Below are 15,660 nucleotides of genomic sequence, written 5' to 3' on the forward strand. Positions count from 1 at the left end.
TCGATCCTACGGGAGGCCTCCGACGTCGGATCGCGGGCCGAGAGGTGCAGCGGATGCCTCGAGCTCGGAGAGCTCCTGCTCGGCCTTCGCGAGACGGCGTCGTGCAGGGAAGCGCTCGATCCAGTTGGCGGTGTCGAGTTCCCGTTGCGCCTCGCGCAGCCGCACTCGCGCGGCGGTGACGAGGGCCCGGTGCTCCTGTGCGAGCTGTTCCGCCGCGAGCTGCTCGGGTGTCACCTTGCGCAGGGATTCGTGAGCGTCGGATGCCTCGACGGCGATCCAGCTCGCGGCGACGAGAATCACGATGCTCGTCAGCCGGAACCAGAGGAGAAGTCCGATGAACACCGTGAAGGTGGCGAGGAGCGGGTTGGTCGTCACGCTCGAGACGAGCCAGCCGCCGAGGAACTGCAGCACCGACAGCGCCGCGGAGCCGAGCAGTGAACCGACCCACATGCGCCGCCATGGCATCGCTGCACCCGAGAGGAAGCGGAACATCACGGCGAGGGCGAGCGTGTCGATCACGAAGACGACGACGATCGCACCGAGCTGCACGAAGAACCCCGACCAACCGGTCTCGCTCGGCAGGCCCATGAGGCTGAACACCCAGCCGAGCAACGATGTCGCCGCCACCGAGAGCACGGCCGCGAGCATCAGGATCGCACCGAACGCGAAGCCCGCGAGAAAATCGCGGGCCTTCAGCAGCGCGTAGGCGCGTGTGTCCTTCGGCAGCCCGAAGATGCTGCGCACGGCCATGCGCGCGTAGGTGATCCACCCGATGGCCGTCCAGATGAGGCCCGCGAGGGCGACCGCACCCGTCCAGCCGAAGAGGCTCGTGCTCGAGGAGGCGATCTTGGTGAGTTCGTCGGGGTGAATGACGCCCTCGTCACCGATGAGTCCGGGGGCATACGTGTTCAACAGGCTCACGAACGCGTCGAGCGTGTCGTCGTTCCCCGTCAGCCAGATGCCGGCGACGGCGAAGACGACGTAGGTCGCCGCGAAGATCGCGAAGAGCGCCTGGTAGCTCATGCCCGACGAGAGGATGAAGCCGTTTCGGCTCAGGAAGTGGCGCCAGACCCGAACCGGGAAGAGCTCCATCGTCTTCTGGGTGATCGTGCTGACCTTGCTGATCGGCTCTTCGAGGCGCTCGCGGATCGGCTGGCTGAACTCGTCGAACCGATTCTTCGCCGACCGGGAGGTGCCGTTCAGGTCGAGCGGATCCTCAGCAGGAGGCGCATCACGCGTGCCGTCATCACTCCGCCCGCCGCGCCGGCGGTCGGTGGCATCACGCTCGGTCACGCTCCAACCCTACTGATCCGAGGCGGGGACACGACGGGCAGACGGGGGTTGCGGGAGGTGGCCGAGACGGATTGCGACCCTCGTTCGGGGGAAATCGAGTAAAGCTCGCATACCCCGCATTCAGGTGACAAGTCGCGTGAAAAGCCTGACCAGTGGCGAATTCGGCTCAATCGGGACCCCCCGGACTGGTGCCACTGGTGTCCTTACACGCGCCCCTTCGCCTCTGTTTGACTCGGCGCGATCGTGTAACGACTCAAGTTCTGCGATCTCAGCCGAGGAGAAGGTTCGACCATCATGCACAGCTGGCTCGACAACGCATCTCATGACGACTCCACCCGCCCCCGTCGATCACGTCGACTGCGCGCGGAGCTCAGGAAGCGTCGATTGAGCGCGCTCATCGCATCGCTGTCGGTCGGCGCACTGCTCGCGATCGGCTTGCCGATGACGGCATTCGCCGAGCAGCCGACGCCGGCAACTCCGGATGTCGCGGTGAGCGAGTCGCAAGATGGGGTTACGCCGGGCGAAGAGCCGAGCGAAGAGTCGTCGACTGAGACGCCCGCGGCACCTGCTCCGGCAGAGGGGACACCGGCAGAGGAGCCGCCTGCGGAGACGCCGGTTGAAGAGGCTCCCGCTGAGGAGGCGCCGGCCGACGAGACTCCGACCGAGGAGGCGCCCGCGAGCAAGGACGCGCCGATCGAGATCGGGCCGATGCTCATCCCCGACCCGTCGAACACCCAGTCGGTGATCACGGTCAAGGTCGGCGGCGATCGCGTGGGTCCGTCGGCGGTCTCGGCGTTGGCCGGAGTGACGCTGCGCCTCTACGACGGCACGAACGGCCCGACGACGCCGGTCGCTGATGGCTGGGCAACTTGCGTCTCAGACGCCGACGGCGATTGTTCGTTCACGGTGCCGAACACCAACAACAACGCAGCGAATCGCGACCGCCGATTCTGGGTCGTGCAGGAGGGTGTGCCCACGGACTGGTTCGACAACGACGAGCTCGCCATCGGCACCAACCCGAGCGCCCAGCAGTACACCTTCCGTACCGGGAACCTGCTGCGCGGCGGCCAGACGTACTCGTCGCAGTCGGACTTCATGGTCGCTACGGGAAACACCAACAACCAGGCATCCGGCGGAATCTGGCAGAACTCCCGCGTCAACCCCGACCAGCCGCAGCAGTGCGGCATCGACGTCGCGCTGATCATCGACCTCTCGGGGTCTGTCGCGCCGTACCAAACGGAGCTGAAGAACGCGGCGAAGGGATTCGTCGACGCACTGACCGGTACTCCGTCGCAGATCGGACTGTTCACCTTCAACAACGTCGCGCCGGCGAGCGTCGGCAGCAACCTGCCGATCACCCCCGTCTCGACTCCTGAGAGCGCGACGACCATCAAGACCCACATCGACGGCTTCGGCACACCGGTGGAGGCGACGAACTGGGACACGGGCATCTCCCAGGTCGCGCTCGGCGGAACTTCGTACGATCTGGCCATCGTGCTCACCGACGGCAACCCGACGGTGTACGGCAACGACGAGGGCCCCGGAAACCGCACCCGGTTCCGCGAGGTCGAGAACGGCATCTTCTCTTCGAACGCGCTCAAGGATCTCGGCACCCGCGTCGTCGCGGTCGGAGTCGGCGAGGGCGTCGAAGGCGACCCCGAGAACCTGATCGGTATCTCGGGCCCCGACCTGAATTCGGACTACTACCAGACGAGCGATTACACCGAAGCAGGCGAGGCGCTCCGCGCTCTCGCGCTCGGTGACTGCGAAGGGTCGGTCTCGATCGTCAAGCAGGTCGTCGACGAAGGCACCCAGGGTGAAGACAAGACCGGTGCCGTCCCGACCGGAGGCTGGGAGTTCACCGTCGCGCCGACGACCGGCGGCATCGACCCGGCGACGCAGACCGATTCGACCGCCGCCGTCACCGGCGCGGTGAACTTCCCCCTGGACTTCGCAGGCGGCACGCCCTCGGGCACAGTGTCGGTCACCGAGACACAGCAGCCCGGCCACACGATCGTGACGACGGACGGCAACAACGCCGTCTGCACGAATGTCAGCTCCGGGGCATCCGTGCCGGTGACGAACACCGGCGCGACCTCGTTCACCCTTCCGGTGACCGCGACGGGCGCGATCTCCTGCATGGTCTGGAACCGACCGCCCGAGCCACAGGCGAACATTCGCGTCGACAAGACGTGGGTTGTCAACGGTCAGACCTTTGCGAACGGCGATCAGCCGATCGGCCTCACCGCTCAGCTGCTGCTCGACGACGAGAACCGCCCGTTCGGTGTGGTGCAGGGCGGGTACACCGCTGGTGACGACGTGAAGATCAGCGAAACCACCGGCGTCGGTACCCGAACTCTCTGCGAAGTCACCTCGAGCCGGGTCACGCTCGCGAACGGTGCGCCCGTCGATCAGGCGCTGCCGTACACGCCGACTCTCGCGTCGGGTGAGAATACTTACACCATCACGAACGAGGTCGACTGCACTGCCGATCTCACGCTCGTCAAGCAGGTCGCCAACGGCGACGCCGCCATCAGCGATTGGGAGCTCGACGCCGTCGCACCCGACGGCGCGCTGGCCGGACCGAACGGGCAGAGCGGTGTCTCCGCACCCGTCACGCCGATCGTGCGCTACCCGCTCACCGAAGACGGTGACCCCCGCTACCTGCAGACGATCATCGAGGGCGCTGTCGTGACGCCCCCGGCGACCGGCAGCTGGAACTGCGTGCAGACCGATGCCCAGGGCAACGTGCTCGCCGGCTTCGCCGACGGTGCCAACGGCGGCGTGACGGTGCCGCTCGGCTACTACGTGCGCTGTTCGGCCGTCAACCAGACCGCGGCGCTCGAGCTGCGGAAGGTCATCGTGCCGCTCGCCGGCGTGACGGCCGACCCGAGCGACTGGGACCTCACCGCGACGCCGCAGGCGCCCGTGATCGATGGCCTCGAGGCACAGACGGTCACGACCGGCACGACGATCTACATCCGCCCCGACAAGGCCTACGACCTCACTGAGGCAGGCGGCCCCGCGGGGTGGGAGCAGGTCTCCCTGCAGTGCAACACCGGCCCGAACGGCGCCTACGTCGAAGCGACGAGCGTCACCCTTCCGGCCGTCGGCGAGGCGATCTGCGTCTTCACGAACACCCCGATCGCACCGAAGCTCAAGCTGACCAAGGTCGTGACCGGGGACGTCGCTCCCGCCGACGAGTGGCTGCTCGCCGCAACGCGCAACGATGACGACACCATCGTGGCCAGTGGCGACGGCGGTACCGACGGCTTCGTCGACGTTCCCGCCGGAGTCGCGCTCACGCTCTCGGAGTCGACCGATCTGCCGAACGCCGACCAGTTCGCGGCCGGCACCTGGCTCTGTTCGGTGAACGGCGAAGATCCCCTTCCGGGTCCGAACGTCGCGGCGCTCGGTGCGGGCGACGAGGTCGACTGCACCGTCACGAACACGCTGAAGTCGATCACGCCGACGATCGTGAAGACCGCGGCAGTGCCGACGCCGAACGCCGACGGGGTGAGCTGGGACATCGGCTACGACATCGTCGTGACGAACCCGAGCGCCTTCGAGAACCTGACCTACAGCCTCACCGACACGCTCGAGTTCGGCAGCAACGTCACGATCAACAGCGCGAGCTACCAGCGCACGTTGCCCGCTCCGCCGGGCGCGGTCACGGCCTGGTCCGTGCCGTTCGGCAACCTGCAGGCATTCGCCGGTGAACCCACGCTTGCCAAGGGCACCTCGCACACCTGGCACGTCACGGTCAACGCGACGGTCGATGCAGACGCCGACTTCACCGGCACGAACCCCACCGAGTGCGACGCCGGCACCCCCGGCACCGTCGGATTCCTCAACACCGCGGTCATGACCGTGGGCAGCGTCGAGTACCCCGCACAGGACTGCTCACTGCCCGTCAACCCGACGATCGCAAAGGTCGGCGGCACCGCCGTCGACAACGGTGACGGCACCTGGACGCTGCCGTACACGATCACGGTGACGAACCCCTCGGCCACCACGAACGTTCAGTACGACCTCGCCGACGAGCTCGACTACCCGGCGACCGTCGAGGTGCTGAGCGCCGTCGCCGCCCCGCCGGCCGGCGTCACCCTCGTGCCCGGTTGGACCGGCGTCGCGCCGAACACCGCCCTCGCCGACAACGTGACGCTCGCCGGTACCGCCGGCGTCGACACGCACGTCTACACGATCGCGGTGACGGTTAGGATCGGGGCGGATGCTCCGGCACTCGAGTGCTCGAACGCCGACAACCGTCTCGACAACACCGCGACCGCCACGTCAGGCAACCAGACCGGTGACGCAACCGGTTGCGTCACGGTCGACGAGCCGACGATCGTGCACGACAAGACCGTCGTGCCCGACTCGGTGAGCCAGGCCGAAGACGGAACCTGGTCGATCGCCTACGACATCACCGTCACGAACACCGGAGCGATCGGCGGCGTCTACGACCTCGTCGATACGACGAAGTTCGGAACCGGCGTCGACATCTCGGGTGCGACCTTGTCGCTCGCGAAGAACGGCGCCGCACCGGCACCGTGGACGAACGGAACCGCGCTCGCGACGGGCAACTACCTCGCGGCTGGCGACCCCGACCCGAGTGACGTCTACCGCATCACGGTCACGGGCATCGCGCTCACGGGTCCCACGCTCACACCCGCCCAATCGACCTGCCCGACGGACACGTCGGACCCCGGCGCCTTCAACAACCTCGCGACGCTGACCGTCGCAGGGGTCGACACCGAAGACACCGCGTGCGACACGCCGAGTGTTCCGGCCATTGTGAAGGCCGGTGCCACCGCGGCCCAGCAGCCCGACAGCAGCTGGAATGTGAGCTACACGCTCACGGTGTCGAACACGGCGCCGGGCGCCAAGCCCTCGCACTACTCGCTCGACGACGAGCCGGGCTTCCCGGCAGGAGTCGACTACATCTCGTACCAGATCAACGGCGGTGCCGTCGAGGCGTACACCGGCGGAGCGATCGCGGTCGCCGGCAACACGGCGATCGCGGCCGGTGAGACGCACGTCTACACGATCGTGCTGAACGTCGACGTGCCCTCGGGCTCGGTGCCTGAGGCCGATCGCGAGTGCGTGCCGACCACGCCGACCGCGGGCAAGGGCTTCTTCAACACGGCTCTGCTCACGAGCGGTCAGTTCGAGCTGGAAGACACGGACTGCACCGACATCACCGACGGCGGAGTGCCGACAGTCGTCAAGGGCGACCCGACGGTCGTGCAGGGCGGCGACGGCGCGTGGACCATCACCTACCCGATCACGGTCACGGGCAACGCCACGTACATCACGAAGTACACGCTGGCGGACACCCTGAAGTTCGGCCCCGAGATCGAGGTCCTCACTGCCGAGTGGTCGGGAACGACCTCGGGCAGCTGGGCCGATCCGTCGACGAACCCGACGGTCGACCTCGTCGCCTCCGAGCGCACGATCGGCGTCGGCGTCACCGAGCAGTTCACCGTCACGGTGACCGCGAACGTCAGCAAGGCGGCGTTCGAGGACCCGACGACCGACACCTGCACCCCGAGCGAGGATGCCCCGAATGTCGGGTTCCTGAACGAGGCGGCGATAACGTCCGGTACGAGCACCCAGACCGACACCGGTTGCGGTGTGCCCGCCGAGCCCGAGGTGACGAAGGTCGCTCAGGGATCGGTCACCCGAGTGGGCAGCCATTGGGAGGCGAGCTACTCGATCACCGTGGCGAACACCTCGCCGGCCCAGGGACTCGTCTACGACCTCGCAGACACGCCCGACTTCGCCGACGCGGCCACCATCACGGAGCGCACGGTGACGAGCGCTGACGCGACGGTCAACCCGGGCTGGAGTGCGGTGCCGCCGACGACCGACACGATCGTGGCAAACCAGGCACTGCCGGGCGGCGCGAGCGACGTCTTCACGGTGCTCGTCAAGTTCACCGTCGCCCCCGACGCGACCGACCCCTCGCTGAGTTGTGAGACGCAGGGCCTCGAGAACACGGCGACCGTGACCTCGGGCGACACCTACACCGACGATGCGTGCTTCGACGTTCCGGTGGTCGTGGTGCTCGAGAAGATGTGGACCATCAACGGCGGTCAGCCGATCGAGTGGGACAGCGAGTCCCTCCCGGCCGGCTTCTCGGCCCAGGCCACACTCAACGGCCAAGACGTGCCCTGGAGCACCGAGCAAGGGCCGTACACCGATGGCGACGACGTGACCGTCGGCGAGTCGGCCGTGGTCGTTCCGACCGGATGCACCGCGCAGAACCCGACCGGCACAGGCCAGCAGACGCTCTCGGGCACGGTGTCCACCTTCACGGTGACGAATCCCGTCACCTGCGTGCAGACGGTGAACCTCGAGAAGCACGTCGACAACCAGCACGGGGGCGCAGCAGTGCCCACCGACTGGACCCTCAGCGGAACCAACGTCGGAAACGACAGCGACGCCTTCACGGGAGCGGGTACTGCGAGCGGATCGGCCGCGCTGAACGTCGGCTACGCCCTCAACGAGGTGAGCACCACCTTCCCCGACGGGGTCTCGTACAACGTCTCCTCGACGTGGACCTGCACCTCGCCGCAGGGTGATGACGCCTTCACCCTCGTCTCGACACCCGGTGCCACGAGCGCGACCCTCACGGTCACCGGGCTCGGCGCAACCGTCGACTGCGACATCACCAACACGGATGTCGCGCCGACGCTGACGCTCGAGAAGATCGTGCAGCCCGCCGAGATCGTTCCGGACTTCCCCGCGACCCTCTGGACCCTGTCCGCGGCGGACGGCGCGAACCCACCGGTCGTGACGGGAGCTGGCACGGCGACCGGTCAGGTCGACTCGAACCTCGGGTACACGCTCACGGAGTCTGCGGACTTCGAAGGCGAAGACGAGTTCACCGCCTCGCTCTGGACCTGCCGGGCAACGAACGGCGTCGCGCCGCTCGTGCCGCCGGTCGTCGGGGGAGCGGTTGTGCTCCAGCCCGGCCAGGAGGTGACCTGCGAGATCACCAACACGGCGGTTCCGGCCACCTACACCCTCGATAAGACGGTCGTCTCGAACGAGCAGAACGCCGACGGCACCTGGACGATCGAGTACAAGATCACGGTGACCGACGAGAGTCCCGTCTCGGCCGTGACCTACGACCTCAGCGACACGCTCGGCGACTTCGGCGCGGGCATCACGGTCGGCTCGGCAACGTGGACCGGCCCCGGCGGCACCAGCGGGGCATGGATCGATCCGTCCACCGACCCCCTCGCGGTGCTTGCCGATGGCACCATCCTCACCGCTCCGGAACACACCCACGAGTACCTCGTGACCGTGAACGCGACGGTGACCGAGGATGCGTGGAACGACGAGACCACGCAGTGCACCGAGACGGAGGGGGGCTTCAGCAACACGGCCATCATCACCGTCGGCGGGCTGCCGACCGAGGCCTCAGCGTGCGATGAGCCGGGGCGCGCCATGGCTGAGAAGCACGTCGTCGGAACGCCTGTCGAGGGTCCCGACGGCACCTGGACGGTGAACTACGAGATCGTCGTCACCGCCGACCCCGAGAAGGACCTCTACTACGACCTGAGCGACGAGCCGGCCCTCCCGGAGGGCGTGACGTTCACCGCGACGGCAACGGACCCGGACGGCGACCCGGTCGCCGGCTGGACCGGCACGGGTGACGACACCGTGCTCGCCGACGACAGGGAGATTCTCGCCGGCGTCGCACAGACCTGGACGATCCAGGCTGTGGTCGACATCACGAAGATCACCGATCTCGACCTCGCGAAGTGCGTTGCGACCGAGAGCGGCCACGGCTTCTTCAACGGGGCGCTCTTCACGAGCGGCACGATCGAGACGCCGATCAGCGGTTGCGCCGACATTCCGATCGTCGACGTCGGCATCGAGAAGACTGCGGTGCTGCCCGACGGCGTCGACGCGGTTGAGGCCAGCAGTGCCGACAATGAGTTCGACTGGGTGCTGACCGTGACGAACAATGGCCCGACCTCGGTCGAAGGCGCGATCGTCACCGACACCCTGCCCGACTCGCTCGAGTTCGTTGAGGCCGATGTCACGATCGTCTCGACCGGAACCTGGGACCACAACGTCGTCGACAACACGTTGACCGCCACGAGCTTGTCGACCTTCGGGCCGGGCGCGATGGCGACCATCACGATCCACGTGACGTTGAAGGACAACGTCGTCGGACCGCAGGTACCCGAGAACCCGGCGGAGCAGCCTCCGATTCTGACGCCGGCCGACATCGAGAACACCGCGTGCGTCCTCGTCGACGAGCACGACATCGACCCGACGAACGACTGCGACCCGGCCGATGTTCCGACGCTGGCCATGGAGTCGAACGCCTTCGTCCAGTGCGAGAACGACGTGCCGTACCTGCACTACAACGTGCTGACGACCGACTCGGTCGCTCCGGGCCCGATCACGGTCACGTGGACGCCTGACCAGACCATCTATCCCGATGCAGAGCCCTTCACCACGGAGATTCCGTGGGAGGAGCGCAACGGTCGGACGCTCTGGCCGTATGGCGTGGTGAACGACGATGGCATCTCGATCGGATGGCCCGGTTGGCGCCTGCTCGAAGAGGGCGACGTCGTCGGCCAGAACGGCATCGTCGACGAGTGGGAGAACATGGTGAAGGACTCGAACCTCCCGAGCTACGCCTTCGCCGATCAGACCAACCCGATGACGATCAACTTCTCGGTCAACCCGAACCAGTCGGTGCTCGCGGTCTACCCGATGCGCACGCCGGCCTGTGTGGTCGAACGTGAGCCGGGCGTGTCGATCGAGAAGACGTCGAGCGTGACTGACGCGAAGCCGGGCAGCTCGTTCGACTACACACTGGCGGTCACCAACACGGGGCTCGGCGCGGTCGAGGCCATGGAGCTGACGGACGAGATTCCCGCTGACCTCAAGGTCAATGCGATCACGACGGCTCCTGCTCCCGCCTTCCCTCGTTGGGACTCCTGCGCGGTCACCGGCACGAGTTCGAACGGCTATGGCGGCACGCTGCACTGCGTGCTGAACGGCATGATCGGTGGCACTGTGCCAGACGCCCCCGATGTGGTGCTCAACGTGACGCTGAACCCCGGCACCAAGCAGTCGAGCATCGACAACACGGGCCAGGTCTGCTGGAACAACCTGGCGAACCAGGAGGAGACGCCTGAGGCGGAGGTCGGGCTGATGTCGGCCATCGATCCCGCACTGCCGGTGCTGTGCGATCACTCGACGGTCCCCGTCAGGATTCCGCAGCCCGGCGCCATCGCCTCCACCGGGTTCGCAGGGGTGCCGTTCCTGTGGGGCGCGGGCGGATTGCTCGTCGCCGGTGCGCTCTTGCTCGTCGTGATGATGATCCGTCGTCGTCGCGCTGAGGAGTCCGCCGAGTAGCTGCACCTCATCATGAAGAGGGCCGGGTCGATGACCCGGCCCTCTCTCGTGCCAGCTCCATCGGTCGAGTAGCGCCGCCGCGAAGCGACGACGCGTATCGAGACTCCAACTGAAAACAGGGCCGATGCCTTCCGGCACCGACCCCGTTTCGAGCTGCGATTACGGCTTGCCGCGCATGATGGCCTGCTTGACCTCGGCGATCGCCTTCGTCACCTCGATGCCGCGGGGGCACGCCTCGGTGCAGTTGAAGGTCGTGCGGCAGCGCCACACACCCTCTTTGTCGTTGAGGATGTCGAGGCGGGTCTGGGCGCCTTCGTCGCGCGAGTCGAAGATGAAGCGGTGCGCGTTCACGATCGCAGCCGGGCCGAAGTACTGGCCGTCGGTCCAGAAGACGGGGCACGACGAGGTGCACGCCGCACAGAGGATGCACTTCGTGGTGTCGTCGAAGATGGCTCGCTCGGCGACCGATTGCACCCGTTCTTTGCCTGCCACGGGTGCTGCGCCCGCGATCAGGAACGGCTGCACCTCGCGGTAGCTCGCGAAGAACGGCTCCATGTCGACGATCAGGTCCTTCTCGAGCGGCAGGCCCTTGATGGCCTCCACGTAGATGGGCTTGGAGATGTCGAGGTCTTTGATGAGCGTCTTGCACGCGAGGCGGTTGCGGCCGTTGATGCGCATCGCGTCGGAGCCGCAGATGCCGTGGGCGCAGGAGCGGCGGAACGTGAGCGAGCCGTCTTGCTCCCACTTGATCTTGTGAAGGGCGTCGAGCACGCGGTCGGTCGCGAACATCTCGACGTCGAAGTCCTGCCAGCGCGGCTCGGTGTCGACCTCGGGGTCGAAGCGGCGGATCAGGAAGGTGACCGTGAATGACTGGATCGCATCCGTCGGCGGGTTCTCGAGCGTTGCAGTGCTCACGTCAGTACTTCCTCTCCATGGGCTGGTAGCGGGTGATCGTGACCGGTTTCCAGTCGAGCCGGATGTGGTCGGCCGCGTCGGACGAATGCGCGTCGCCCGACAGGTACGCCATCGTGTGCTGCATGTAGTTCTCGTCGTCGCGCTTCGGGAAGTCGTCGCGCATGTGCCCGCCGCGGCTCTCTTTGCGATTGCGGGCGGAGTAGACGACGACCTCAGCGAGGTCGAGCAGGAAGCCGAGTTCGACGGCCTCGAGCAGGTCGGTGTTGAAGCGCCGGCCCTTGTCGTGCACCGCGACGTTCTTGTACCGCTCGCGGAGCGCGGCGATGACCGTCGTCACGTGCTCGAGCGACTCGTCGGTGCGGAACACCTGGGCGTTCTTGTCCATCTCGTCTTGCAGATCTTTGCGGATCGCGGCGATGCGCTCGGTGCCGTTCGAGTCGCGGAGCTGTTCGAGCATGCCGCGTACCGCGGCGGCCGGGTCATCCGGGAGCGGGGTGAAGTCGACATTCTGCACGTAGGCGACGGCGTTGTTGCCTGCCCTCTTTCCGAACACGTTGATGTCGAGCAGCGAGTTCGTACCGAGGCGGTTCGAACCGTGCACCGAGACGCACGCGCACTCGCCTGCGGCGTAGAGCCCCGGCACGACGGTGTCGTTGTCGGAGAGCACCTCTGCGGCCACGTTCGTGGGGATGCCGCCCATCGCGTAGTGCGCGGTCGGCATCACGGGCACGGGCTCGTACACGGGGTCGACGCCGAGGTACGTACGGGCGAACTCGGTGATGTCGGGCAGCTTCGTCTCGAGCACCTCTGCACCGAGGTGGGTGCAGTCGAGCAGTACATAGTCTTTGTGGGGGCCGGCGCCGCGCCCCTCTGCGACCTCCTGCACCATGCAGCGCGCGACGATGTCACGGGGTGCGAGGTCTTTGATCGTGGGGGCGTAGCGCTCCATGAAGCGCTCGCCCGACGCGTTTCGAAGGATTGCACCCTCACCGCGGGCACCCTCGGTGAGCAGGATTCCGAGACCGGCGAGGCCGGTCGGGTGGAATTGGAAGAACTCCATGTCTTCGAGCGGCAGGCCCTTGCGCCAGATGATGCCGACGCCGTCGCCCGTGAGGGTGTGGGCATTCGAAGTGGTCTTGTAGATCTTGCCGAACCCGCCGGTCGCGAAGATCACGGCCTTGGCCTGGAAGACGTGCAGCTCACCCGAGGCGAGGTCGTAGGCGACGACGCCCGACGGCTGCTTCGTCTTCGATCCATCGGGCCCGTCGACCTCGGTCATGACGAGGTCGAGCACGTAGTACTCGTTGAAGAAGTTGATGCCGAGCCGCACGCAGTTCTGGAAGAGCGTCTGCAGGATCATGTGACCCGTGCGGTCTGCCGCGTAACAGGCGCGACGCACGGGCGCTTTGCCATGATCGCGAGTGTGGCCGCCGAAGCGTCGCTGGTCGATCTTGCCCTCGGGCGTGCGGTTGAACGGCAAGCCCATGTTCTCGAGGTCGATGACCGCGTCGATCGCCTCTTTCGCGAGGATCTCGGCCGCGTCTTGGTCGACGAGGTAGTCGCCGCCCTTGACGGTGTCGAAGGTGTGCCACTCCCAGTTGTCTTCTTCGACGTTCGCGAGCGCCGCGGCCATGCCGCCCTGCGCAGCGCCCGTGTGCGAACGGGTGGGATAGAGCTTGGAGATGACCGCGGTCTTGGCGCCCGGGCCGGCCTCGATCGCCGCACGCATGCCGGCGCCGCCGGCACCCACGATGACGATGTCGAACTGGTGGTAGTGGACGCCGTCGATGACCTGGGTCTCGGCGTCGGCGTTCTGGGTGTTCACGGATCTCCTATGCAGCGCAGAACGAGGGAAGCAGGTCGGCAGGCGCGCCCACCGGGCACGGCTCGAAGGTGAAGACGACGAGCGTGCCGAGGATGATGAGCACAGCGGCGGCGGCGAACAGGGCGCCCTTCAGCACCTTTTGCACGACACCCGGGTTCGTGTAGTCGTTGACGAGCGTGCGCATGCCGTTGGCGCCGTGGATTAGCGCGAGCCAGAGCATCAGCACGTCCCACCACTGCCAGAACGGGTCGGCCCACTTGCCGCCGACGAAGCCGAAGTCGATGGCCTTCACGCCGTCGCCGACCATGAGGTTCACGAAGAGGTGGCCGAAGATGAGCACGATCAGCACGACGCCAGACGCGCGCATGTAGATCCAGCCCCACTTCTCCCAGTTGACGCCGCGGCGGCGCGGCCTATCGGAGAATTCCATGGCAGTCATGTCCCGCGGCTCCCTAGTGGCTGAAGACGTTGATGAGGTGGCGCGGCACGAACGCCAGCATCGTCACGACCCAGAGGCCGACGACGATGTAGAACAGCAGCTTCTGATGCCGGGTCGCCCACGACCAGAAGTCGACGAGGATGATGCGCAAGCCGTTGAAGGCGTGGAAGACGATCGCGCCGACGAGGGCGACCTCGCCGAGGCCCATGATGGGCGTCTGGTACGTGCCGATGACCGCGTTGTAGGCCTCGGGGCTCACTCGCACGAGCGCCGTGTCGAGGATGTGCACGAGGAGGAAGAAGAAGATCGCGACACCGGTGATGCGGTGCAGTACCCACGACCACATGCCCTCGTTTCCGCGGTACAGGGTGCCGCCGGGCCTCTGTTTCGCGGGCTTCGCGGGTGCGGTCAGGGTTCCCGCCGAAGTCTCTGGCATGAACAACCCTCCTTGGCTGTGTGCATCGCCCCGAACGCGGGCTGATTTGGGCACACGACCCGATTCGAGTGTAGACCCGCACCCAGTCGGGCCGCCGCTTAGGCCAGCCTTACTCTCTCGACATCGAGATAACGGATGCCGCGGAGCCTGTCTGCGCTCGCTGAGTCTGTCTCCGCTCGCTGAGCCTGACGAAGCGCCCGTGACCGCCCCCGGTTACGCTGTGCTGATGGACGCAACCCCCATCGACGGCTTCTACAGCGTCATTCCCGCCGGCGGTGTCGGATCGCGGCTCTGGCCGCTCTCCCGCGCCGACGCGCCGAAGTTCCTGCATGACCTCACCGGCTCCGGCCAGACGCTCCTCAAAGACACCTGGGATCGCCTCGTGCCGCTCTCGGGCGCCGACCGCATCATGGTCGTCACTGGTCGCGCGCATCGCGCCGCGGTCGAAGCGCAGCTGCCGGGTCTGGCCGACCACAACATCGTGCTCGAGAGCGAGCCCCGCGACTCCACGGCCGCGATCGGGCTCGCCGCCGCGATCCTCGAACGACGCGAGCCGGGTGTCATCGTCGGCTCGTTCGCAGCCGACCACGTGATCTCGGGAACGGCCCTCTTCCGGGCCGCCGTCGTCGACGCCGTCGCGGCCGCCCGGGCGGGTTACATCGCCACGATCGGCATCACGCCGACCGAGCCCGCCGTCGGCTTCGGCTACATCGAGTGCGGCGCAACCGTCGACGTCGAAGGAGCCGCGCACGTCGAGGCGGTCGCGAGCTTCGTCGAGAAGCCCGATCTCGCAACGGCCAAGCGCTACCTCGCGGGCGGCAAGCACCTCTGGAACGCGGGCATGTTCATCGCCCGGGCCGACGCGCTCCTCGCCGAGATCGCGCGCAACAAGCCCGAACTGCACGCGGGGCTCGTCGAACTCGCAGCGGCGTGGGACGACCCCGACAAGCGCGGCCCCGCCGTCGATCGCATCTGGCCGCGGCTCGAGAAGATCGCGATCGACTACTCGGTCGCAGAGCCTGCCGCTGCCGAGGGTCGCCTCGCGGTCATCCGCGGTCACTTCGCGTGGGACGACGTGGGCGACTTCGCCTCGCTCGCCAAGCTCAACACCGCGGGCCGCTCCGGCGAGCTCGCGATCCTGGGAGAGAACGCCCGCGTGCTCTCCGACGCGTCCAGCGGCATCGTCATCAGCCGCTCGAAGCGGGTCATCAGCTTGATCGGCGTGCACGATATCGTCGTCGTTGACACGCCGGATGCGCTTCTCGTCACCACGAGCGAGCATGCGCAGCGGGTCAAAGCGGTCGTCGACGCCCTTCGCCTCGGCGGTTCGAGCGACGTGCTCTAGCGAGCGCGAGAGAGCGGGTT

General features: G+C 67.0%; 7 protein-coding genes. 2 read left to right on the top strand and 5 right to left on the bottom strand.

Features of this window, described 5'->3' with window-relative positions; genetic code table 11:
• Window positions 1–6 precede the first annotated feature (6 nt).
• A complete protein-coding gene (locus AC1C2T_RS09715; RefSeq protein WP_495362350.1) occupies window positions 7–1,293 on the bottom strand; it encodes a YihY/virulence factor BrkB family protein in 1,287 nt (428 codons plus the stop codon).
• 384 nt (window positions 1,294–1,677) lie between these two features.
• On the opposite strand from AC1C2T_RS09715, the gene AC1C2T_RS09720 reads away from it, so the two are divergent.
• Window positions 1,678–10,680 (top strand): hypothetical protein, encoded by a 9,003-nt coding sequence (locus AC1C2T_RS09720; protein ID WP_495385146.1) that lies wholly within the window; start codon window positions 1,678–1,680, stop codon window positions 10,678–10,680.
• A gap of 159 nt (window positions 10,681–10,839) precedes the next feature.
• On the opposite strand, the gene AC1C2T_RS09725 is transcribed toward AC1C2T_RS09720, so the two are convergent.
• From AC1C2T_RS09725 to sdhC, 4 genes are read right to left on the bottom strand one after another with little or no spacing between them, the layout of a single operon-like run.
• Window positions 10,840–11,595 (bottom strand): succinate dehydrogenase iron-sulfur subunit, encoded by a 756-nt coding sequence (locus AC1C2T_RS09725; RefSeq protein WP_495362351.1) that lies wholly within the window; start codon window positions 11,593–11,595, stop codon window positions 10,840–10,842.
• Window position 11,596: 1 nt separating this feature from the next.
• Window positions 11,597–13,420, bottom strand: coding sequence for a succinate dehydrogenase flavoprotein subunit (sdhA, locus tag AC1C2T_RS09730; RefSeq protein ID WP_495362352.1), 1,824 nt, complete (start codon window positions 13,418–13,420; stop codon window positions 11,597–11,599).
• A gap of 7 nt (window positions 13,421–13,427) precedes the next feature.
• The gene (locus tag AC1C2T_RS09735; protein WP_495362353.1) at window positions 13,428–13,859 is read right to left on the bottom strand and encodes a succinate dehydrogenase hydrophobic membrane anchor subunit; all 432 of its coding nucleotides are present in this window, start codon (window positions 13,857–13,859) and stop codon (window positions 13,428–13,430) included.
• Between the two features lie 13 nt (window positions 13,860–13,872).
• Window positions 13,873–14,295, bottom strand: coding sequence for a succinate dehydrogenase, cytochrome b556 subunit (sdhC, locus tag AC1C2T_RS09740; RefSeq protein WP_495362354.1), 423 nt, complete (start codon window positions 14,293–14,295; stop codon window positions 13,873–13,875).
• A 226-nt stretch (window positions 14,296–14,521) separates the two neighbouring features.
• Between sdhC and AC1C2T_RS09745 the strand changes: the two genes are divergently transcribed.
• Window positions 14,522–15,640, top strand: coding sequence for a mannose-1-phosphate guanylyltransferase (locus AC1C2T_RS09745; RefSeq protein ID WP_495362355.1), 1,119 nt, complete (start codon window positions 14,522–14,524; stop codon window positions 15,638–15,640).
• Window positions 15,641–15,660: the final 20 nt, after the last annotated feature.

The sequence above is a fragment of the Agromyces sp. Y558 genome (assembly GCF_059445415.1).